This is a genomic window from Enterobacter cloacae complex sp. 394I7, assembly GCF_057320345.1.
This window is the reverse complement of the sequence record NZ_JBXWCR010000001.1, coordinates 1510073-1529383: the sequence shown is the minus strand read 5'-3', so window position 1 is coordinate 1529383 and position 19311 is coordinate 1510073. Positions and strand designations below refer to the sequence as shown.

General features: G+C 52.4%; 25 protein-coding genes. 14 read left to right on the top strand and 11 right to left on the bottom strand.

Annotated elements, in window-relative coordinates; genetic code table 11:
• Positions 1-50 precede the first annotated feature (50 nt).
• The 6 genes from oppA to AC2FAP_RS07425 all read left to right on the top strand — a co-directional run bounded on the left by oppA (position 51) and on the right by AC2FAP_RS07425 (position 6519).
• A complete protein-coding gene (oppA, locus tag AC2FAP_RS07450) occupies positions 51-1682 on the top strand; it encodes an oligopeptide ABC transporter substrate-binding protein OppA (protein ID WP_020882381.1) in 1632 nt (543 codons plus the stop codon).
• An 83-nt stretch (positions 1683-1765) separates the two neighbouring features.
• Positions 1766-2686, top strand: coding sequence for an oligopeptide ABC transporter permease OppB (gene oppB, locus AC2FAP_RS07445; protein WP_014170447.1), 921 nt, complete (start codon positions 1766-1768; stop codon positions 2684-2686).
• Positions 2687-2700: 14 nt separating this feature from the next.
• Positions 2701-3609 carry an oligopeptide ABC transporter permease OppC gene (gene oppC / locus AC2FAP_RS07440; RefSeq protein WP_014170446.1) on the top strand — a complete coding sequence of 303 codons (909 nt, stop codon included), beginning with the start codon at positions 2701-2703 and terminating at the stop codon, positions 3607-3609.
• Between the two features lie 11 nt (positions 3610-3620).
• The gene (gene oppD / locus AC2FAP_RS07435; protein WP_014170445.1) at positions 3621-4634 is read left to right on the top strand and encodes an ABC transporter ATP-binding protein; all 1014 of its coding nucleotides are present in this window, start codon (positions 3621-3623) and stop codon (positions 4632-4634) included.
• On the top strand, positions 4631-5635 hold the full coding sequence (oppF, locus tag AC2FAP_RS07430; protein WP_014170444.1) for a murein tripeptide/oligopeptide ABC transporter ATP-binding protein OppF: 1005 nt from the start codon (positions 4631-4633) through the stop codon (positions 5633-5635). Before oppD ends, oppF begins: the two co-directional genes overlap by 4 nt.
• 14 nt (positions 5636-5649) lie before the next feature.
• Positions 5650-6519: an ion transporter gene (locus tag AC2FAP_RS07425; RefSeq protein WP_032678336.1), complete on the top strand. Its 870-nt coding sequence runs from the start codon at positions 5650-5652 to the stop codon at positions 6517-6519.
• Positions 6520-6550: 31 nt separating this feature from the next.
• Here the strand turns inward: AC2FAP_RS07425 and AC2FAP_RS07420 are convergent, their stop codons facing one another.
• A complete protein-coding gene (locus tag AC2FAP_RS07420; protein ID WP_006810881.1) occupies positions 6551-6880 on the bottom strand; it encodes an HI1450 family dsDNA-mimic protein in 330 nt (109 codons plus the stop codon).
• A gap of 33 nt (positions 6881-6913) precedes the next feature.
• Positions 6914-8374 carry a cardiolipin synthase gene (cls, locus tag AC2FAP_RS07415; protein ID WP_485452897.1) on the bottom strand — a complete coding sequence of 487 codons (1461 nt, stop codon included), beginning with the start codon at positions 8372-8374 and terminating at the stop codon, positions 6914-6916.
• A gap of 144 nt (positions 8375-8518) precedes the next feature.
• Between cls and AC2FAP_RS07410 the strand changes: the two genes are divergently transcribed.
• The 4 genes from AC2FAP_RS07410 (at position 8519) to leuE (ending at position 10063) form a co-directional block, all read left to right on the top strand.
• Positions 8519-8692, top strand: a complete 174-nt coding sequence (locus tag AC2FAP_RS07410) for a YciY family protein (protein ID WP_086463573.1) — start codon at positions 8519-8521, stop codon at positions 8690-8692.
• 116 nt (positions 8693-8808) lie between these two features.
• On the top strand, positions 8809-8937 hold the full coding sequence (locus AC2FAP_RS07405) for a KPN_01571 family protein (protein ID WP_014170440.1): 129 nt from the start codon (positions 8809-8811) through the stop codon (positions 8935-8937).
• A gap of 12 nt (positions 8938-8949) precedes the next feature.
• Complete coding sequence (locus AC2FAP_RS07400; protein ID WP_410392548.1) at positions 8950-9360, top strand: Exc2 family lipoprotein; 411 nt, start codon at positions 8950-8952, stop codon at positions 9358-9360.
• Positions 9361-9427: 67 nt separating this feature from the next.
• A complete protein-coding gene (leuE, locus tag AC2FAP_RS07395) occupies positions 9428-10063 on the top strand; it encodes a leucine efflux protein LeuE (RefSeq protein WP_020882385.1) in 636 nt (211 codons plus the stop codon).
• A 35-nt stretch (positions 10064-10098) separates the two neighbouring features.
• Here the strand turns inward: leuE and AC2FAP_RS07390 are convergent, their stop codons facing one another.
• Complete coding sequence (locus AC2FAP_RS07390) at positions 10099-10395, bottom strand: YciI family protein (protein WP_014170437.1); 297 nt, start codon at positions 10393-10395, stop codon at positions 10099-10101.
• Positions 10396-10616: 221 nt separating this feature from the next.
• On the opposite strand from AC2FAP_RS07390, the gene tonB reads away from it, so the two are divergent.
• Positions 10617-11339, top strand: coding sequence for a TonB system transport protein TonB (gene tonB / locus AC2FAP_RS07385; protein ID WP_025203933.1), 723 nt, complete (start codon positions 10617-10619; stop codon positions 11337-11339).
• A gap of 37 nt (positions 11340-11376) precedes the next feature.
• Here the strand turns inward: tonB and yciA are convergent, their stop codons facing one another.
• The 4 genes from yciA to AC2FAP_RS07365 form a co-directional block, all read right to left on the bottom strand.
• Positions 11377-11772, bottom strand: a complete 396-nt coding sequence (gene yciA, locus AC2FAP_RS07380) for an acyl-CoA thioester hydrolase YciA (RefSeq protein ID WP_014170435.1) — start codon at positions 11770-11772, stop codon at positions 11377-11379.
• A gap of 104 nt (positions 11773-11876) precedes the next feature.
• Entirely contained in the window at positions 11877-12416 is a 540-nt protein-coding gene (locus AC2FAP_RS07375; protein ID WP_020882387.1) for a septation protein A, read from the bottom strand.
• Between the two features lie 52 nt (positions 12417-12468).
• Entirely contained in the window at positions 12469-13212 is a 744-nt protein-coding gene (locus AC2FAP_RS07370; RefSeq protein WP_020882388.1) for a YciC family protein, read from the bottom strand.
• Between the two features lie 25 nt (positions 13213-13237).
• Positions 13238-13642, bottom strand: a complete 405-nt coding sequence (locus AC2FAP_RS07365; RefSeq protein ID WP_032680849.1) for a YkgJ family cysteine cluster protein — start codon at positions 13640-13642, stop codon at positions 13238-13240.
• Between the two features lie 282 nt (positions 13643-13924).
• Between AC2FAP_RS07365 and ompW the strand changes: the two genes are divergently transcribed.
• Positions 13925-14557 (top strand): outer membrane protein OmpW, encoded by a 633-nt coding sequence (gene ompW / locus AC2FAP_RS07360; RefSeq protein WP_014170432.1) that lies wholly within the window; start codon positions 13925-13927, stop codon positions 14555-14557.
• Between the two features lie 542 nt (positions 14558-15099).
• Entirely contained in the window at positions 15100-15438 is a 339-nt protein-coding gene (locus AC2FAP_RS07355) for an energy transducer TonB (protein WP_080127469.1), read from the top strand.
• Between the two features lie 29 nt (positions 15439-15467).
• Here the strand turns inward: AC2FAP_RS07355 and uspF are convergent, their stop codons facing one another.
• The 4 genes from uspF to AC2FAP_RS07335 all read right to left on the bottom strand — a co-directional run bounded on the left by uspF (position 15468) and on the right by AC2FAP_RS07335 (position 18201).
• Complete coding sequence (uspF, locus tag AC2FAP_RS07350; RefSeq protein WP_014170429.1) at positions 15468-15902, bottom strand: universal stress protein UspF; 435 nt, start codon at positions 15900-15902, stop codon at positions 15468-15470.
• A gap of 142 nt (positions 15903-16044) precedes the next feature.
• Positions 16045-16278 carry a sulfurtransferase-like selenium metabolism protein YedF gene (yedF, locus tag AC2FAP_RS07345; RefSeq protein WP_014170428.1) on the bottom strand — a complete coding sequence of 78 codons (234 nt, stop codon included), beginning with the start codon at positions 16276-16278 and terminating at the stop codon, positions 16045-16047.
• Positions 16275-17486: a selenium metabolism membrane protein YedE/FdhT gene (gene yedE / locus AC2FAP_RS07340; RefSeq protein WP_047744770.1), complete on the bottom strand. Its 1212-nt coding sequence runs from the start codon at positions 17484-17486 to the stop codon at positions 16275-16277. Before yedE ends, yedF begins: the two co-directional genes overlap by 4 nt.
• Before the next feature lie 166 nt (positions 17487-17652).
• A complete protein-coding gene (locus AC2FAP_RS07335; RefSeq protein WP_049023770.1) occupies positions 17653-18201 on the bottom strand; it encodes a TetR/AcrR family transcriptional regulator in 549 nt (182 codons plus the stop codon).
• A 240-nt stretch (positions 18202-18441) separates the two neighbouring features.
• On the opposite strand from AC2FAP_RS07335, the gene AC2FAP_RS07330 reads away from it, so the two are divergent.
• Positions 18442-19221, top strand: a complete 780-nt coding sequence (locus AC2FAP_RS07330) for an SDR family NAD(P)-dependent oxidoreductase (RefSeq protein WP_479435852.1) — start codon at positions 18442-18444, stop codon at positions 19219-19221.
• The last annotated feature ends 90 nt before the right edge of the window (positions 19222-19311 follow it).

Genomic DNA, 19311 nt, shown 5'->3' with positions numbered 1-19311 from the left:
TTACACAGCTGGCGAAGGCCAGTAATTATAATGAGTGGAGTACCAACACAATGTCCATCATCACAAAAAAAAATCTGGTAGCGGCGGGGATTTTAACTGCGCTAATCGCGGGCAACGCTGCAATGGCTGCGGACGTTCCTGCAGGCGTTCAACTGGCTGAGAAACAGACGCTGGTTCGTAACAACGGTGCGGAAGTTCAGTCTCTTGACCCGCACAAAATTGAAGGTGTTCCGGAGTCTAACGTCAACCGCGACTTGTTCGAAGGCTTGCTGGTGACCGACGTAGACGGCCACCCGGCACCGGGTGTGGCGGAAAAATGGGAAAATAAAGATTTCAAAGTCTGGACCTTCCATCTGCGTAAAGATGCGAAATGGTCCGACGGTACGCCGGTTACCGCCGAAGATTTCGTATATAGCTGGCAGCGTCTGGCGAATCCAACCACCGCCTCTCCGTATGCGAGCTACCTGCAATATGGCCACATCGCCAATATTGATGACATCATCGCCGGTAAAAAACCGGTCACCGACCTGGGTGTGAAAGCGATTGATGCCAATACCTTTGAAGTGACGTTGAGCGAGCCAGTTCCGTACTTCTACAAATTACTGGTTCACCCGTCCGTTTCCCCGGTACCAAAATCCGCGGTGGAAAAATTTGGTGAAAAATGGACCCAGCCTGCCAATATCGTGACCAACGGTGCTTATAAACTGAAAGACTGGGTGGTCAACGAACGTATGGTTCTGGAGCGTAACCCGCAGTACTGGGATAACGCGAAAACCGTCATTAATCAGGTAACCTACCTGCCAATCTCTTCTGAAGTCACTGACGTTAACCGTTACCGCAGCGGCGAAATCGACATGACCTATAACAACATGCCGATTGAACTGTTCCAGAAGCTGAAAAAAGAGATCCCGAAAGAAGTGCATGTTGATCCGTATCTTTGCACTTACTACTACGAAATCAACAACCAGAAAGCACCATTCACTGACGTGCGCGTGCGTACAGCGCTGAAGCTGGCACTGGACCGCGATATTATCGTGAACAAAGTGAAAAACCAGGGCGACCTGCCGGCATACAGCTATACCCCTCCTTATACCGACGGTATGAAACTGGTTGAGCCTGAGTGGTTCAAGTGGTCACAGGAAAAACGTAACGAAGAAGCGAAAAAACTGCTGGCTGAAGCCGGTTATACCGCTGACAAGCCGCTGACGTTTAACCTGCTGTACAACACGTCTGACCTGCATAAAAAACTGGCTATCGCCGTCGCGTCTATCTGGAAGAAAAACCTGGGCGTGAACGTGAAGCTGGAAAACCAGGAGTGGAAAACCTTCCTGGATACCCGTCATCAGGGGACGTTCGACGTGGCTCGTGCCGGCTGGTGTGCGGACTATAACGAACCAACATCCTTCCTGAACACCATGCTGAGTGACAGTTCGAATAACACCGCGCACTATAAGAGCCCGGCATTCGATAAGATCATTACAGATACGCTGAAAGTCACAGACGATGCGCAGCGCGCTGATCTGTACGCGAAATCAGAAGAGCAGCTCGATAAAGACTCTGCAATTGTACCGGTCTATTACTACGTTAACGCCCGCCTGGTGAAACCGTGGGTAGGGGGTTATACCGGTAAAGACCCGTTGGATAATATTTCCGTTAAGAATCTTTATATTATCAAGCATTAATGGCAATACGTGGGGCAGGCCTGGCTTGCCCCACTGTGTCTACTTTGTAACATTCATCAGGCACACGCCAGAAGGTACGGGCAATGTTGAAATTTATCCTGCGTCGCTGCTTAGAAGCGATACCAACGTTATTTATTCTAATTACGATTTCCTTCTTTATGATGCGTCTCGCGCCGGGAAGTCCATTTACCGGTGAACGTACGCTGCCACCGGAAGTGATGGCCAATATCGAAGCGAAGTATCATTTAAACGATCCTATCTCCACGCAGTACTTCAACTATCTGAAGCAACTGGCGCACGGTGATTTTGGGCCGTCATTCAAATACAAAGACTATTCCGTTAACGACCTGGTGGCGTCCAGCTTCCCTGTATCGGCGAAACTGGGTGCTGCGGCATTCATCCTTGCCGTCGTTCTCGGCGTCACCGCGGGCGTTATTGCCGCGCTCAAACAAAATACCAAATGGGATTATACCGTAATGGGGGTGGCGATGACCGGGGTGGTTATACCCAGCTTCGTTGTCGCGCCATTACTGGTGATGATATTTGCCATTACGCTGAAATGGCTGCCCGGGGGCGGCTGGAATGGCGGGGCACTGAAGTTCATGATTTTGCCAATGGTGGCTCTCTCCCTGGCTTATATCGCCAGTATCGCGCGTATCACCCGCGGTTCCATGATTGAAGTCCTGCACTCGAACTTCATCCGTACCGCGCGTGCGAAAGGGCTGCCGATGCGCCGGATTATATTCCGCCATGCACTCAAGCCTGCGCTCCTGCCCGTGCTCTCCTACCTGGGGCCGGCATTCGTTGGGATCATCACCGGCTCAATGGTTATCGAAACCATTTACGGTCTGCCGGGCATTGGTCAGCTGTTCGTTAATGGCGCGCTGAACCGCGACTATTCACTGGTACTGAGCCTGACAATCCTTGTCGGCGCACTGACCATTTTGTTTAACGCTATCGTCGATGTGCTGTATGCCGTTATCGACCCGAAAATCCGTTACTGATACTGGAGCACGCCATGATGTTGAGTAAGAAAAACAGCGAGGCGCTGGAAAACTTCAGTGAAAAACTGGAAGTAGAAGGTCGTAGCCTCTGGCAAGACGCCCGTCGTCGCTTTATGCATAACCGCGCCGCGGTCGCCAGTCTGGTTGTTCTGGTGCTCATCGCGCTGTTTGTCACCCTGGCGCCGATTCTGTCGCAATTTACCTATTTCGACACCGACTGGGGCATGATGTCCAGCGCACCCGATATGACGTCCGGGCACTATTTTGGTACGGATTCCTCAGGGCGCGACCTGCTGGTGCGTGTCGCTATCGGTGGCCGCATTTCGCTGATGGTCGGTATTGCTGCCGCCCTGGTGGCGGTGATCGTGGGTACGCTTTACGGCTCACTCTCAGGCTACCTTGGCGGTAAAGTGGACTCCGTCATGATGCGTATGCTGGAAATCTTAAACTCCTTCCCGTTCATGTTCTTCGTTATCCTGCTGGTGACCTTCTTTGGCCAGAATATCCTGTTGATCTTCGTGGCAATCGGGATGGTGTCCTGGCTGGATATGGCGCGAATTGTTCGTGGTCAGACGCTGAGTCTTAAGCGTAAAGAGTTTATCGAAGCGGCGCAGGTGGGCGGTGTCTCCACCGGTAATATTGTGGTTCGCCATATCGTTCCTAACGTGCTCGGCGTGGTGGTGGTATATGCCTCGCTGCTGGTACCAAGCATGATCCTGTTTGAATCTTTCCTGAGCTTCCTGGGTCTGGGTACACAAGAGCCACTAAGCAGCTGGGGCGCGCTTCTGAGTGATGGTGCAAACTCAATGGAAGTCTCACCGTGGTTGCTTCTGTACCCGGCGGGCTTCCTGGTCGTCACCCTGTTTTGTTTCAACTTTATCGGCGATGGCCTGCGTGATGCCCTCGACCCGAAAGACCGTTAAGGAGCGCCGTCATGACGATTATTGAAACGGCCACTGCGCCACAGGCGCAACAGCAGGGTAACCTTCTGCTGGACGTAAAAGACCTCCGCGTGACCTTTAAAACGCCGGATGGCGATGTGACCGCCGTGAACGATCTCAACTTCAACCTGCGTGCGGGTGAAACGCTGGGGATCGTGGGCGAGTCGGGTTCCGGTAAATCCCAAACTGCCTTTGCGTTGATGGGGCTGCTGGCGTCTAACGGTGTCATTGGCGGTTCCGCCAAATTCAACGGGCGTGAGATCCTCAACCTGCCGGAATACGAGCTGAACAAGCTGCGCGCTGAGCAGATTTCGATGATATTCCAGGACCCGATGACCTCGCTGAACCCGTATATGCGTGTCGGCGAGCAGCTGATGGAAGTGCTGATGCTGCACAAAGGCCTGGGCAAAGCGGAAGCCTTTGAGGAGTCCGTCAAAATGCTCGACGCGGTGAAAATGCCGGAAGCGCGCAAGCGTATGCGCATGTTCCCGCATGAGTTCTCCGGCGGTATGCGTCAGCGTGTCATGATTGCGATGGCGCTGATGTGCCGGCCAAAACTGCTGATTGCCGATGAACCGACTACCGCGCTTGATGTGACTGTTCAGGCACAGATCATGACGCTGCTGAACGAGCTTAAGCGTGAGTTCAATACCGCGATTATCATGATCACTCACGATCTGGGCGTAGTGGCCGGTATCTGTGACAAGGTACTGGTAATGTATGCCGGTCGCACCATGGAATATGGTAAGGCGCGCGACGTGTTCTACCAGCCTGCACACCCTTACTCCATTGGTCTGCTGAATGCGGTGCCGCGCCTCGATGCAGAAGGGGAATCCCTGCTGACCATTCCTGGCAACCCGCCAAACCTGCTGCGTCTGCCGAAAGGCTGTCCGTTCCAGCCACGCTGCCCGCACGCGATGGAAATCTGCAATACCGCGCCGCCGCTGGAAGAGTTTGCACCAGGCCGTCTGCGCGCCTGCTTTAAGCCGCAGGAGGATCTGGTATGAACGCATTAGATGAAAAAAGAAATGTCCTGCTCGAAATTGCTGACCTTAAGGTGCATTTCGACATTAAAGACGGAAAACAGTGGTTCTGGCAGCCGCCGAAAACCCTGAAAGCGGTCGATGGCGTAACGCTTCGTCTGTATGAAGGGGAAACCCTGGGGGTGGTGGGTGAGTCCGGTTGCGGTAAATCCACGTTTGCGCGTGCCATCATAGGCCTCGTGAAAGCCACCGACGGCAAAGTTGCCTGGCTGGGTAAAGATCTGCTGGGCATGAAGCCAGACGAGTGGCGCGATGTGCGTAGCGACATCCAGATGATTTTCCAGGATCCGCTGGCCTCATTGAACCCGCGTATGACCATCGGGGAGATCATTGCTGAGCCACTGCGGACCTATCATCCGAAGATGCCGCGTCAGGAAGTACGCGACCGTGTGAAGGCAATGATGATGAAAGTGGGCTTGTTGCCTAACCTCGTCAACCGTTACCCGCACGAATTCTCCGGTGGTCAGTGCCAGCGTATCGGTATCGCCCGCGCACTGATCCTTGAGCCGAAGCTGATTATCTGTGACGAGCCCGTCTCGGCGCTGGACGTCTCTATTCAGGCGCAGGTGGTTAACCTGCTGCAGAAACTGCAGCGTGAAATGGGGCTGTCGCTGATCTTCATTGCGCATGACCTCGCGGTGGTGAAACACATTTCTGACCGCGTACTGGTGATGTATCTGGGTCATGCGGTGGAATTAGGGACTTACGATGAGGTGTACCATAACCCACTGCACCCATATACTCGGGCACTGATGTCTGCGGTACCGATTCCCGATCCGGATCTGGAAAAAAATAAAACCATCCAGCTTCTGGAAGGTGAATTACCGTCCCCGATTAACCCGCCGTCCGGTTGTGTATTCCGTACGCGATGCCCGATGGCCGGGCCGGAATGTGCAAAAACACGTCCGGTTCTGGAGGGCAGTTTCCGACATGCGGTTTCCTGCCTGAAAGTAGACCCGTTATAATCGCAAGGGCTGACATGATGTCAGCCCTTATTATTTGCGAGGTTAATGTGTCGCGATTATTCACCTCCGTCCGTCGGCGGCTCTATCATCTTTTATTCGATCCTGAAACGGTAACCGGGCGGCGTTTTGAAGCCCTCTGCGCCCTGTTTGCGCTGCTCAGCGTGGTGATCATTTTTATCGAATCGGGCGTCGGAACGCAGTATCACCTGACGCTGGAAGAATGGCATCTCTTTGTCTGGCTGGAGCTGGTCATTACGCTGGTCTTTACCGCTGAATATTTCCTGCGGGTATTCTGTTGGCCTGATCCGGCCAAATATGTCTTCAGCTTCTGGGGATTTATTGATTTAGCCACGATCCTGCCGCTCTATGTCATGTGGCTATGGCCGGAAATCAGTCTGAGCTATGTTTTTGCCTGGCGAGCGATGCGCGTTATTCGAGTGTTACGCATTCTTAAACTGCTGCGGTTTATGCCGTCATTGCGGATATTTTGGAGTGCCATCGTCAGCGCGCGGCATCAGCTGATCCTGTTTTATTCATTTATTGCCATCGTCATGGTGATATTCGGCGCGCTGATGTATTTGATAGAAGGGCCGAAGAATGGCTTCTCAACGCTGAATGCTTCTGTTTATTGGGCGATTGTGACCGTCACAACCGTTGGCTATGGTGATATAGCCCCTCACACTCCGCTGGGACGGATTGTCGCCTCGGTACTGATTCTGATTGGTTATTCGGTGATTGCGGTCCCGACAGGGCTCATTACTACGCACATGAGCAGCGCCTTTCAGAACCGTAAGGCGCAACGAAAATGCCCGAAATGTCACCAGGGTGAACATGAACACAGCGCGCGGTTTTGTAATCAGTGCGGAAGTGAGTTACCGGATTAAATAAAAAAGGCTGCAATCGCAGCCTTTTTTATTATTCGCGCCAGAGAATATGACACAGCTTGTGGTCTTTCTCGCGACACAGCAGGACGCGGGCGAAGATGTCGTTAATTTCACCGCCATCTTCATCGGCCAGGCCAATCACCACTTCGGCAAAGAAGTCAGGATTGAGGTCGAAATCCACATGTTCAGCCCAGTCTTCAGAAGGGTCGAACAACTCGGCGCCCCCGCGCTCTTCAAACTGGAGATTAAAGAGGATCACGTCTGCGGGATCGAGGTTATCAACCGCCAGTTCGAGAAAAATGTCATAGGCCTGTTCGAGCGTTTCGTCTTCGGTCAGGCGATTGTTCAGATCCATTTCCATGATGACTACCTGTTTAACATCGTTGGGCACGTTTTACAGCAACGGACTAAAGAAGTAAAACAGTCGTTCGGTAATTCTCTGCCACAGCGGGCGTTTAACCCACAGTCTGGCATCCAGCAGTCGCGAGCGGGAGATATAATCATCCTGGACCGCGGCCAGATCGCCGCCAAAGCCGGCATCATCGATCACCAGTGTGATTTCAAAGTTCAGCCACAGACTGCGCATATCCAGGTTAACCGTACCCACCAGACTTAACTCGCCGTCGACAAGCACGCTCTTGGTATGGAGTAATCCGCCTTCAAACTGGTAGATTTTCACCCCCGCAGCCAGCAGTTCACTGAAAAATGCCCGGCTGGCCCAGCCCACCAGAAGCGAGTCATTTTTGCGTGGCAAGATGATACTCACATCGACACCGCGCTGTGCCGCGGTACAGATGGCGTGCAGCAGGTCATCGCTGGGAACAAAGTAGGGGGTGGTCATGATCAAATATTCACGCGCTGCGTAAGTGGCCGTCAGCAACGCCTGATGGATCAGGTCCTCCGGGAAGCCCGGTCCGGAAGCGATAGTATGGATGGTGTGCCCGCTGGCCTCTTCAAATGGCATGATATTGCCATCCGGTGGTGGCGGCAGGATACGTTTCCCGGTTTCTATCTCCCAGTCGCAGGAATAAACGATACCCATCGAGGTGGCAATGGGCCCCTCCATTCTCGCCATCAGGTCTACCCACTGCCCGACACCCGAGTCCTGCTTGAAGAACCGCGGGTCAACCATGTTCATGCTGCCGGTATAGGCAAAATAGTTGTCGATCATGATCATTTTACGGTGCTGGCGAAGGTCCATCCGGCGCAGAAACACACGCAAGAGATTGACCTTCAGCGCCTCAACCACTTCAATACCGGCATTACGCATCATGCCCGCCCAGGGGCTACGAAAGAAGGCGACGCTGCCAGCGGAGTCCAGCAACAGGCGGCAATGAATGCCCCGACGCGCAGCGGCCATCAGCGATTCAGCAACCTGATCGGCCATGCCGCCAGGCTGCCAGATATAGAACACCATCTCGATATTATGGCGAGCCAGTTGAATATCGCGGATGAGGGCCTGCATGACGTCATCCGAGGAGGTCAGCAACTGGAGCTGGTTGCCCTTAACGCCGCCAATACCCTGACGGAGTTCGCACAGCTTAAACAGCGAGGAGGCAACACTGCTGTTCTCCTCGGCAAAGATATGTTTGCAGGCTTTGAGATCGTTGAGCCATTTGGCGGTTGAAGGCCACATGGCGCGGGCACGCTCGGCACGGCGTTTACCCAGATGAAGCTCACCGAAAGAGAGATAGGCAATAATCCCCACCAGCGGCAGGATGTAGATTATCAGCAGCCAGGCCATGGCAGAGGGTACGGCTCTGCGCTTCATCAGGATGCGCAAAGTCACACCCGCGATTAACAGCCAGTATCCCAGAATGACCAGCCAACTCACCACGGTGTAGAAGGTTGTCATAGGTAAAAAAATCCTTTTGAAAGCGTATTGTTATGAGTGTACGCATCAGGAATCATCTGGCAAATAAAAACGCCAGTTAAAAGCGCTGGTTTGCTGCGGGGTTGGGTTTATAATGGGGTTTCTGTTAGAGAAAGAGTTGTAAACATGAAGCGCAGTAGAACAGAAGTAGGGCGCTGGCGCATGTTGCGACAGGTGAGTCGTCGCAAGGCTCGTTGGCTGGAAGCACAATCCCGCCGCAATATGCGTATACACGCCATCAGAAAATGTGGAATGACCAGACACCGTAACGCGTTGCTGTTCGCTACACAGGTTATCTGAGAACCATCAGGGCACCGTTAAGGTGCCCACTGATTTTCAGGCTATCATTTTTCGCAGTCTCTCCCCCGATTCATTCCGCGATATACTCCGCCCTCTTAATCTTATGCATTTCAAAGATGAATCCTTATCTCTGGGTATTTATTGTGCTGCTTGCGCTGGATGCGATCAGGGAAAACGCAGGATTATCGTCATTATCCGCGTTGATTAATTTACTGCTCAGCGGGATATCGCACTGGATAAACTAAAAAGGAAAAGAGATGAACGGAAAAGTGGTTGCAGCCCTTCTTGGGATTGCCGTGTTGAGCGGTTGTGCCAGCAGTAAAACGTCACCGGAAAGGCATGCTTATTATTTCGTGTCGCATAAAACCAATTTTACTGGCGGCAATTTTACGTCAAGTGTATCGCAAAATTATCGTCTGAATGTCCCTCAGTTCCGTGAGCTTTATGAGCAGGGGAAAACCGATCGCGCTGCAGGACGCACACTGTCTGAGGCAAACCAGTACGCCCAAAGCATTCGCGATCAACTGAAGAATCAGGCGAAAACGGAGCATGCTTTCGACGGTAATACCGCGGATAAATGGACGTCTCAAATGGAAGAGAAGGACGCCGTTTTATTTAGTAACGAACTGGCTACGACTTATCTTGATGGCTATAACGGCGTACAATAGCGTCTGATTTTGGGGATATCGTATTTGCAGCGATATTCCCGTCGTTTTTTAGCAAAAGGAGGGAGAGGTGTTTGCGGAGTTTGGTGTACTTAATTTCTGGACCTATGTTGTAGGGGCATTTTTTATCGTGCTGGTGCCTGGACCGAACACATTGTTTGTACTGAAAACCGGTATTGGGCACGGTGTTAAAAAAGGGTATCTCGCCGCCACTGGCGTGTTTATCGGCGATGCAGTGCTGATGTTTCTGGCCTGGGCGGGCGTCGCAGCATTAATCCAGACGACCCCGGTTCTGTTTAATATTGTGCGCTACCTCGGTGCTTTCTATCTCCTGTGGCTCGGCGGCAAAATGCTCTGGTCAGTCATCACCCGTCAGAAGAATACCCATGAGAGCGGAACCGAGCCTGCGAGCATGATCATGAAACGCTCGCTGGTGCTGAGCCTGACGAATCCAAAGGCTATTTTGTTCTATGTCTCGTTCTTTGTGCAGTTCATCGATGTGAATGCGAAAAACACGGGCACGTCTTTCCTGATCCTCGCGACCACGCTGGAGCTGATTAGCTTTATGTATATGAGCTTCCTGATCTTCTCTGGTGCGTTTGTCACGCGTTATCTGAAAACCAAAAAGAAACTGGCAAAGCTGGGGAACGGGCTGATTGGGCTGCTGTTTGTCGGATTTGCGGCGCGCTTAGCGTCACTGCACTAAAGAGATGAGTGGCTCCTTTTGGAGCCACTTTTGCATCAAAACACTTTCTTGTACGGGCGAACCGTCACCTTCGCATAGACACCTGCGGCAACGTACGGGTCTGCATCAGCCCAGGCCTGAGCCGCTTCCAGGGATTCAAACTCGGCGATCACCGTGGAGCCCGCGAAACCGGCAGCGCCAGGGTCATTGCTGTCTACCGCAGGCATTGGACCCGCGGTCAGTAATCTACCTTCATCCTGGAGCAGTTGTAAACGCGCCAGATGGGCAGGGCGAACGGACTGGCGTTTTTCGAGGGAATCAGCGACATCTTCAGAGTAAATCACGTAAAGCACGGTGAAGCTCCTTAACCATTAAAAGTGTCAGTAACGTTATGTGAAAGGACAACTGACTGCAATGTAAAGATAAAAACAATGTTAAAACCCTGATCTGAATGCGCCTTTTTTGGCCTCTCTTGCGCTTAAATTGCGCCAGGACAAAGTGTCTTATTGAATATGATTGCTATTTGCATTTAAAATCAGTGTTCGGTTTTTTAACGTTGATGATTATGACTTCGATGACCCTTGATTTACCTCGCCGCTTTCCCTGGCCGACGCTGCTTTCTGTCGTTATTCACGGTGCTGTCGTGGCGGGTTTGCTTTATACCTCGGTTCATCAGGTTGTTGAAATGCCAGCGCCCGCACAGCCTATTTCTGTGACGATGGTATCGCCAGCGGATCTCGAACCACCGCAGGTTGCGCCTCCGCCGCCACAGCCCGTCGCCGAACCGGAACCCGAACCTGAACCGGTGCCGGAACCGCCAAAAGAAGCTCCGGTGGTGATCCACAAACCCGAGCCGAAGCCGAAACCTAAGCCGAAGCCAAAACCGGTGAAGAAGGTAGAAGAACGTCCAAAACGCGAAACGCGTCCGGTTGAACCCCGCGCCACGCAGACGGTAGAAAACGCAGCACCTTCGCGTCCGGTGATGAATAACACCACGACGACAGCCAAACCGACAGTCACCGCACCCGCGGGACCGCGTGCGGTCAGCCGTAATCAGCCGCAGTATCCGGCTCGTGCTCAGGCATTACGTATTGAGGGCCGTGTACGGGTGAAATTCGATGTTACGCCGGAAGGGCGTGTTGAGAACGTGGAAATACTGTCCGCGCAGCCGTCTAATATGTTCGAGAGAGAAGTGAAAACGGCGATGCGCAGATGGCGTTATGAAGCCGGTAAACCGGGCAACGGACTGATCGTGAATATTGTATTCCGCCTGAATGGCGGGGCACAGATGGAATAAAAAAAGCCTCCGCAAGGAGGCTTTTTTTACCGGGCAATCAGGCCTGAGGAAGCGGTCGGGGTTTACCTTCGTTGTCCACGGCCACATAAATAAACAGCGCTTCTGTTGCTTTATAACGCTGTCCAATGGGTTCGGACGAGACCTTTTTCACCCACACTTCGATGTTAATGGAGATGGAGGTATTGCCACGTTTTACGCAACGCGCGTAACAGCAAACCACATCACCCACTGCAACCGGGCGCAGGAAGGTCATGCCATCCACTCTCACCGTCACTACCCGGCCATGTGCAATCTCTTTTGCCAGAATAGCGCCGCCCATATCCATTTGCGACATCAGCCAGCCGCCAAAAATATCGCCATTGGCATTGGTGTCAGCGGGCATTGCCAGTGTGCGTAAAACCAGTTCGCCCTGAGGGGCGTTATTTGTTGTCATTGTTTTAACTCGTAACTGAAGACTTCAGGCGGGATGCTACTATGATTTCAGGCTGGAGAGAATAGACCAGAACGCCTGCTGCACACGTTCTGGTCGGTGAACGATCAGTGCTGGTCGTCCTGTGGCATGTGGCGATAGATATAAACGCCACTTAACAGCGTGAAGATGAGCGTCAGAGCCGTCAGGCCAAAGACCTTGAAGTTGACCCAGATATTCTGCGGCAGCCAGAAAGCAATATAGATATTGGCAAGACCACAGAGAATAAAGAAGATCGCCCAGGCGATATTCAGTCGGGACCACACTTCCTGAGGCAGCGTCAGCTCTTTGCCCAGCATGCGCTGGATCAGCGGCTTCTTCATCACCCACTGGCTAATCAGTAACGCACCCGCAAACAGAGCGTAAATTACCGTGACTTTCCATTTGATGAATTCATCGTTGTGGAAGAACAGGGTGAGTCCACCAAACACCGCGACCAGGACGAAGGTCACCAGCGCCATTTTTTCAACTTTACGGTAGCGAACCCAGCTATAGATCAGCACAACCGCTGTGGCCACGATCAGTGCAGTCGTGGCGGCATAAATGTCATACAGCTTGTAGAAAGCGAAAAAGACCACGAGCGGTAAAAAATCAAGAAACTGCTTCATTCTGTGATTCCATCTTCTGTGTAGGGCCGGGCTGACGTTCCCGGCCACAGGATTACTGACGAATTAACATATACAGGCGGAACAGATAGACCAGCAGTACCGCTGAAATGAGGTTGCTCAGCGTATTTGCCACCACCGCGCCAACATTTGGCGTGAGTACCGCAAAATTCGGGGCAAACAGCAGCAGGAGCGTTTTCGCCAACAGCCAGCCGATAACAGCCGGTGCCACCAGGCGTATATTTGCCCAGGCGAGCCGGATGCTGCTGCGCATCGCGGTAAAGATCCCCAGTTTATCCTGCACGACCATTACCGGCGCGAAAGAGAGCACGATAGCCAGTAATACACCCGGCACGACGACCAGCATAATCCCCATTTGCACCAGCATGGTGGTTAAAAAGATGAGGATAAACAGCTTCGGTAATACCGGCGCGCTGGCACCAATCGCCCGCAGGGCGCTGACGCGCTGACCGGCGGAAACCAGCTGAATCATCAGCAGAACGCCACCTGCCAGAATCGCATTGCCGATAAGACCAGAGAATGTCGAAGCAGCGGAAGCCCGCAGCAGGATTTGTTGCTGCTCCGGCGTCATGTTTTGTACCAGTTCAAACAACCCCACGCTATCTGCAAGGTTGTCGCCCTGGCTCAGGCTGGCAATCTGTTCGTCACTTGGCGAGAACGCATGACCAAGCACCACTGTAATGAAGGCGCATAGCAACGCGATCAGTAAAAAGGTTAAGAACTGATTGCGGAAAAAGTTTCCCGTGTCACGGTAGACAGACTTCGCCGTGATAGACATGCACTCTCCTTGAGTATTGCAGGTGTTAATTAGCCGGCAATTGTACACCGGATAACACTGTCGTGGCAGCATCAAGGCTTGTATGGAAAAGCATATCTTTGTAAAGCGGCGGTAATCCAAAGCGCGCACGGGCACGATTACAGGCTTCATTGACCTGCCCATCCTCACCTGACATGGAAAATTCCCGGCACGGGCTGGGGCGGTGCTCGTAGATAGAGCACCGGGTGGACACCCCAGGTTCACCTTGAAGCGCAGCGCATCGGCACGGTTTTTGGTTGGTGCCGCTCATGCAGCGCAGAAAAGGCGTTAACGGTTCAGTGAGATGAACCGGAACGGTACCGCCGCCATCGCTGGCTTCGGCCCAGTAGAAAGAGACTCGAAAATACGCACAACAGGCTCCGCACGTCATGCACGGGTTAACATCACTCATGGCACACCTGCAAAAGAAGAACGCATCAAATCAACTTGTGAGAGCGCTAAATTATCCAGCCGCGAGAGGAAGAGCAAGAGGGTGAAAAGAGAAAATTTTGTAACGCCGAAATGCCAGAAATTGACCTGACGACAACTTATCGCTTTACGGTGTGTCACCAAAAATTAACCCAGATCAATGAATGTTAACTTACTGGTTTTAATGTGATCTGTAGCAGATCACTTATTACTCATTTGTGAGTATATTCTCCTCCGCGACTAAAACCACAACGATGGAGCGGATATGAAAAAATTAGCGGTGGCAGCCCTTGTATTAAGCAGTCTCTCTGGCGGCGCGTATGCGCATGAAGCAGGTGAATTCTTTATTCGTGCCGGTTCGGCAACGGTGCGTCCAACAGAAGGCTCTGATAGCGTTCTGGGTATGGGCGGTTTTAACGTCAGCAACAATACCCAGCTCGGTTTGACCTTTACGTATATGGCGACGGAGAACATTGGTGTTGAGCTTCTGGCAGCAACGCCATTCCGTCATCGCGTCGGTTTAGGGCCAACCGGGGATATCGCGACGGTGCACCATTTACCGCCAACACTGATGGCGCAGTGGTACTTTGGTGATGCTAACAGTAAGGTGCGTCCGTATATTGGCGCAGGGGTGAACTACACCACCTTCTTCGACGAGAAATTTAACGATACCGGTAAAGAAGCCGGGCTTACCGATCTCAGCCTGAAAGACTCGTGGGGTGTTGCGGGGCAGGTGGGGCTGGATTATCTGATTAACCGTGACTGGTTAATTAACGCCTCGGTCTGGTACATGGACATTGATACCGACGTTCGCTTTAAAGCGGGCGGTGAACAGCAAAGTATCAGCACTCGCCTCGATCCGTGGGTGTTTATGTTCTCCGCGGGTTATCGTTTCTGATTTATCCCCTGAGACTGGCCTGGTTATGGCCAGTCTCAGGGGGCGATTAAAGTTGCCCCTCCATATTCCAGCGAGCTGAACTCATCTCATCAAATACATGCTGAACCGTAAACGGCGGAAATACTGCCCGTTTAGCCGCGTCAGCCAACGCCTGACCATAACCTATTCACACCATTCCTAAAGTCGAGGTGCAGGTTGCACCGCTTACCGCTTCATGCGTGAGGCCCGGTCAGGGCGGCGTCCAGTGATTGCTCAATGGCGCAGGCCTGTAGCCCGTGGATATTGTTATCCAAGACTTTACCGCAACGCTTATAAGTACAGGCATCGGGGGCACGTTGTTTGTGACAGCGTTTAGGGGTAAGGGGAACACATCCGGCAAGCACAGCAGTAATACACACTGACGGAAGAATTTGATTCATGAGAAAGTCCATTTATGAAAGTTATTCCGCAAGCAGGCTATCGGAGTTGGGAGGAGATTAATGCCAGATGCCGCAATATACTGTTCTCGAAAAGCGAGACGTTAAATTTTACAGGACATAATATTGAAAAGAATAATTATTGCGGCTGCGGTTACGCTCATTTCTGGCTGCCATCAACAGCCCATGCAACCTGAACCGGCGCAGAAACCGTGCAATGGAATAACGAATAAGCCTTTCCCTGCCATGCCCGTAAAGGCACAGGCGCTGGGCATTGAGGGTAACGTTGTTTTCTCTTTTTCTGTGGGCGACGATGGTCATCCATACGATATACGTATTGTCTCTGCACAGCCTGAAGGGGTGTTTGAACGCGAAACGCTGCGTGCCGTGCAAATATGGTGTTTATCACCGAATAAAAGCCGTCAAACAGAAACGGTCACTTTCACAGTAAATAAGCCCCGATAGCCCGGGGCTTATCTTTCCTTACAGTCACGCTAACGCACCACCAGCACCGGGCATTTTGCGTGGCGCACGACGACCGCAGCGTTAGAGCCTAACAGATAGGTCGAAATATCAGGTCGATGAGACGCAATAATTATCAGGTCTGCATTGATACTCTCAGCCAGTTTCAGGATCTGATCTTTAGGCGTGCCAGAAATGGCGTGGGTCTGAATGCGGTCGGCTGGTAAATTGAACTGCGTAACGATCTCATTCAATTTCGCCAGCGCCTCCTGCTGCATTTCTTCCAGTTTTGGCATCTCAACGGAATAGGCCAGCCCAAGAGAGGAATAGTAGGGGAAAGAAGGAACGACAGTCAGAAAATGCACTTTGCCGTTACTGATTGCTGCGTTCGCCTGAACATAGGGAATCACCTGTTCGGTCAGGCGACGCTCTGAAATATCGACAGGAACGAGAATTGACGCAAACATGCCACACCTCCTGTTTGTTTTTTATCCACTTTAAGTGTAGTTCCGTGGGAGAACAGGGGGTTGTATTTACCGCCAAAATGGGACGTAAGGCGGATTTTTGGGGCAGGAGAGACGCCCCGGTTAAGGAGCGTCTGTGGCGGGATTATTTCTGTATCAAATAACGAATGGTTGGCCCATCCTGTTGAATGTCCAGCACGGTGTAACCGTGGTTTTTAGCATCCAGAGGAATGTTGTTGATGGACTGCGGGCAGTCGCTCACCACCTCCAGAATTTCCCCTTTCCTGAGCTGAGGCAGGGCTTCCAGCGTGGCGACAGCGGGATAAGGGCAGGGTTCGCCCACCATATCCAGACGATAGTCAGGCACGATCTCTTTCATGCGGCATTCTCCTGCGTTTCATTTTTGACAGCAGCACGGCGGAAGAACCGTTTCTCCTGCGCAATCACCAGTAAAAAAGCGACCAGCAGCAGGGCGTACGTCACTAACAGGCCACCGAGCGGGCCGAACGTGCTGAGCAGGTTGACCTTATCCCAGTTTGTCGCGAGGACAGGAGAAAGGGAATCCCAGTAGTACGCAAGAAGAGTTGACCCGAGCACGTTCCCCAGGCCAACCCACCAGTAATGCACCTGACCTTCAACGGCGCGGTACATCCAACCGGTTTCACAACCGCCAGCCAGCACAATCCCGAAGCCAAACAGCAGGCCGCCAATCACCGCATTCGGGCCGGCCCACATGATTTTCGGTTCAACACCTAACTGAACATAGCTGAAGATGCCGATAGCACTCACCGCCATCCCGGCAATAATCGCTTTTGCCATCATTGTTCGCCCGGTGATCCACATATCGCGAAACGCTGAAGTAAAGCAGATCTGCGCGCGTTCAATAAGCAAACCAAAGCCCACGCCAAACAGCATTGCCAGACCCAGTTTAGGTTGATTGAGCGCTGTACACAGTCCCCATGCCACCATGGCGAAAAAGACCAGCATCCCCAGGCGGAAACGACGGTGTGCCTGAGCCGGTTTTTGCGTCAGCGGCGATGCGGCGCTGACCTTAACCATCCTGACGGGAATACGGAACAGCGGCAAAAGGGTAAATTTTGCGCCAAAGTAAGAACCGATGGCGGTAGCGACGGCAAAGAACCAGGCATGTAGCGAAAACTGTGGGATACCGGTAAAGAAGGCGGCAAGGTTACAGCCCATCGCCAGGCGCGCACCGAAACCGGCAATCATGCCGCCGATGACCGCCTGTACGATGCGGATCCGACTTTTTGGCATTCTCAGCTTAACGTTGTTTGCCCACAGCGCGGCGGCAAAACAGCCGCCGAACATGCCGATGATCATCATCCCGTCGATGCGGGTCAGCGGAGTGCCTTCCAGATGAATGAGCTTAAAGTAACCCCACTCTTCAGCATGCACACCGGCAAGCTGCAGCAGCTGTCCACCCCAGCGGGTAAACTCGCCGGTTACAGCCCAGAACGTACCGGTAATGCCGAAGTAGTAAGTAGACAGGATCCCCGCTGCGATAACCGCGGGTACAGGTGACCAGAACTTAACCAGGTAAGTCTGTTTGAAGTATTGCCATGACATGAGTAAGCCTCTGAACTCAGAAGGTATATTTGGATTTAACGGGCTGGAATATATAACTTTTTTTCTTTCTCCAAAACTTTTCTCAAAAATACCTACCTTTTTTATGACCTCCGTCATCAAATCTTCCTGATATCTCCTGGCAATCACTCACCCGGCTGCAAAATATTCACTCTTTCCGCGGCTCCTCACGCAGAATACGCGAGCGGCAGACATCCAGAATTTCGTCAGCGAGTGCAGAATTATCCGGGCAGGCACGGGACAACACCAGAGCCCCGACAAGATGTGCAAAGGTGTCTATCAGGTCAGCACGTGAGACATTTTCGTCACTTAACATTGCCAGCTGACGTTCAACCCCGGCTGCAAATGTCTCTTTGATGGACCCGGACTGACGGGCGGTGTCGGTGCCCAGGGCAGACATCACACAACCCCTGGCCATATCATCGCGATGCTGTCGGGAGAGGTAATATTCAATGAATTTTTCTCTGTCCACACCCGCCAGGTTTTCCGCGGCGTGTACAAAACCACAGTTCATGGCTTCTGACATCAGGTCAGCCTTTGAACCAAAGTGCTTATAAAACCCGCCGTGGGTTAAACCCGCCGCAGACATCAGCTCCGCCACGCCCACGCCGTCATAGCCGCGCTCACGAAAAAGTTCTGATGCCGTTTCAACAATGCGCATCCGGTTTTCCCGAACCTGCTCTTTTGACACTTTCATGCTTTCCCGCCCCCTTACAAAACAAGGCTCAATTATACATTGATGATGATCATAATCAAACCAGTTGACTTTATAGATTATGATCATCATCATTAAATCCATGTCCCCGACGGCGCTTCGCAGAGGTATGCGCGCTCCGTCAGTCTGACTGAGATCAGCAAAGAGAGCCGGACATATCCCCGGATTTACCTGCATCGAACAGTGCAGATTCTGTTCAACATTTAATAAAGAAGATCACATATGACGAAAACTTCAGTTCTCATTACAGGTGCATCGACGGGTATTGGTGCTGTTTATGCGCAAAGATTTGCGAGCCGTGGACATGACCTGGTTCTGGTTGCCCGCGATAAAACAAAATTAGACGCACTCGCCGAGCGTCTGCGACAGGAGAAGGGCGTTTCTGTTGATGTTCTGCCAGCCGACCTCACTCAGGCAGCGGATTTAACGACGGTGGAAGCTCGTCTTCGTGAAGACGAAAAAATAGGGGTGCTGATTAACAACGCAGGCATGGCACAGTCGGGCAATTTTACCGGCCAGACGCCTGAGGCAATTGAGCGTCTTATCGCCCTGAACGTCACTGCGCTGACGAGGCTTGCTCGTGCCGCGGCGCCACGGTTTGTCAAAACCGGAGAAGGCGCTATCGTCAATATCAGTTCCGTCGTTGGGCTCGCCCCGGAATTTGCCATGACGGTTTACGGTGCCACCAAAGCCTTTGTGCTTTTCCTGTCGCAGGGATTGCATCTTGAGCTGTCCTCCGCGGGCGTTTACGTCCAGGCGGTACTTCCGGCCGGCACTTACACCGAAATCTGGGAACGTGCAGGTATTGATATCAGTAAGGCGCCCGAGATGATGGAAGTGGGTCAGTTAGTTGACGCAGCCCTGGCCGGCTTTGATCGTCGCGAACTCGTCACCATCCCTCCTTTACAAAATGCTGCCCACTGGGATGACCTGGAGAAGGCGCGTCAGGCTCTGCTGGCGGATATCAATCAGGCTAAAGCGGCAGAACGGTACACAGTGTAGCCACGGGGATTCGGCATAACCCTATGCCGCGTTGTTTCCCTGCAGCGTGTTGTTGCGCTGCAGGGTGAGCAGGACTCCATCAAGAGAGCG

Bases quoted from the DNA above. Each gene is read 5' to 3' on its own strand.
- yedE (WP_047744770.1), bottom strand. From the start codon at position 17,486: ATGTCATGGCAATACTTCAAACAGACTTACCTGGTTAAGTTCTGGTCA.
- oppB (WP_014170447.1), top strand. From the start codon at position 1,766: ATGTTGAAATTTATCCTGCGTCGCTGCTTAGAAGCGATACCAACGTTA.
- tonB (WP_025203933.1), top strand. From the start codon at position 10,617: ATGACCCTTGATTTACCTCGCCGCTTTCCCTGGCCGACGCTGCTTTCT.
- AC2FAP_RS07410 (WP_086463573.1), top strand. From the start codon at position 8,519: ATGAAGCGCAGTAGAACAGAAGTAGGGCGCTGGCGCATGTTGCGACAG.
- cls (WP_485452897.1), bottom strand. From the start codon at position 8,374: ATGACAACCTTCTACACCGTGGTGAGTTGGCTGGTCATTCTGGGATAC.
- AC2FAP_RS07370 (WP_020882388.1), bottom strand. From the start codon at position 13,212: ATGTCTATCACGGCGAAGTCTGTCTACCGTGACACGGGAAACTTTTTC.
- yciA (WP_014170435.1), bottom strand. From the start codon at position 11,772: ATGACAACAAATAACGCCCCTCAGGGCGAACTGGTTTTACGCACACTG.
- oppF (WP_014170444.1), top strand. From the start codon at position 4,631: ATGAACGCATTAGATGAAAAAAGAAATGTCCTGCTCGAAATTGCTGAC.
- yedF (WP_014170428.1), bottom strand. From the start codon at position 16,278: ATGAAAGAGATCGTGCCTGACTATCGTCTGGATATGGTGGGCGAACCC.
- ompW (WP_014170432.1), top strand. From the start codon at position 13,925: ATGAAAAAATTAGCGGTGGCAGCCCTTGTATTAAGCAGTCTCTCTGGC.
- AC2FAP_RS07400 (WP_410392548.1), top strand. From the start codon at position 8,950: ATGAACGGAAAAGTGGTTGCAGCCCTTCTTGGGATTGCCGTGTTGAGC.
- AC2FAP_RS07405 (WP_014170440.1), top strand. From the start codon at position 8,809: ATGAATCCTTATCTCTGGGTATTTATTGTGCTGCTTGCGCTGGATGCG.
- AC2FAP_RS07425 (WP_032678336.1), top strand. From the start codon at position 5,650: ATGATGTCAGCCCTTATTATTTGCGAGGTTAATGTGTCGCGATTATTC.
- oppD (WP_014170445.1), top strand. From the start codon at position 3,621: ATGACGATTATTGAAACGGCCACTGCGCCACAGGCGCAACAGCAGGGT.
- oppC (WP_014170446.1), top strand. From the start codon at position 2,701: ATGATGTTGAGTAAGAAAAACAGCGAGGCGCTGGAAAACTTCAGTGAA.
- oppA (WP_020882381.1), top strand. From the start codon at position 51: ATGTCCATCATCACAAAAAAAAATCTGGTAGCGGCGGGGATTTTAACT.
- uspF (WP_014170429.1), bottom strand. From the start codon at position 15,902: ATGTTTGCGTCAATTCTCGTTCCTGTCGATATTTCAGAGCGTCGCCTG.
- AC2FAP_RS07420 (WP_006810881.1), bottom strand. From the start codon at position 6,880: ATGGAAATGGATCTGAACAATCGCCTGACCGAAGACGAAACGCTCGAA.
- AC2FAP_RS07330 (WP_479435852.1), top strand. From the start codon at position 18,442: ATGACGAAAACTTCAGTTCTCATTACAGGTGCATCGACGGGTATTGGT.
- AC2FAP_RS07335 (WP_049023770.1), bottom strand. From the start codon at position 18,201: ATGAAAGTGTCAAAAGAGCAGGTTCGGGAAAACCGGATGCGCATTGTT.
- AC2FAP_RS07375 (WP_020882387.1), bottom strand. From the start codon at position 12,416: ATGAAGCAGTTTCTTGATTTTTTACCGCTCGTGGTCTTTTTCGCTTTC.
- AC2FAP_RS07365 (WP_032680849.1), bottom strand. From the start codon at position 13,642: ATGAGTGATGTTAACCCGTGCATGACGTGCGGAGCCTGTTGTGCGTAT.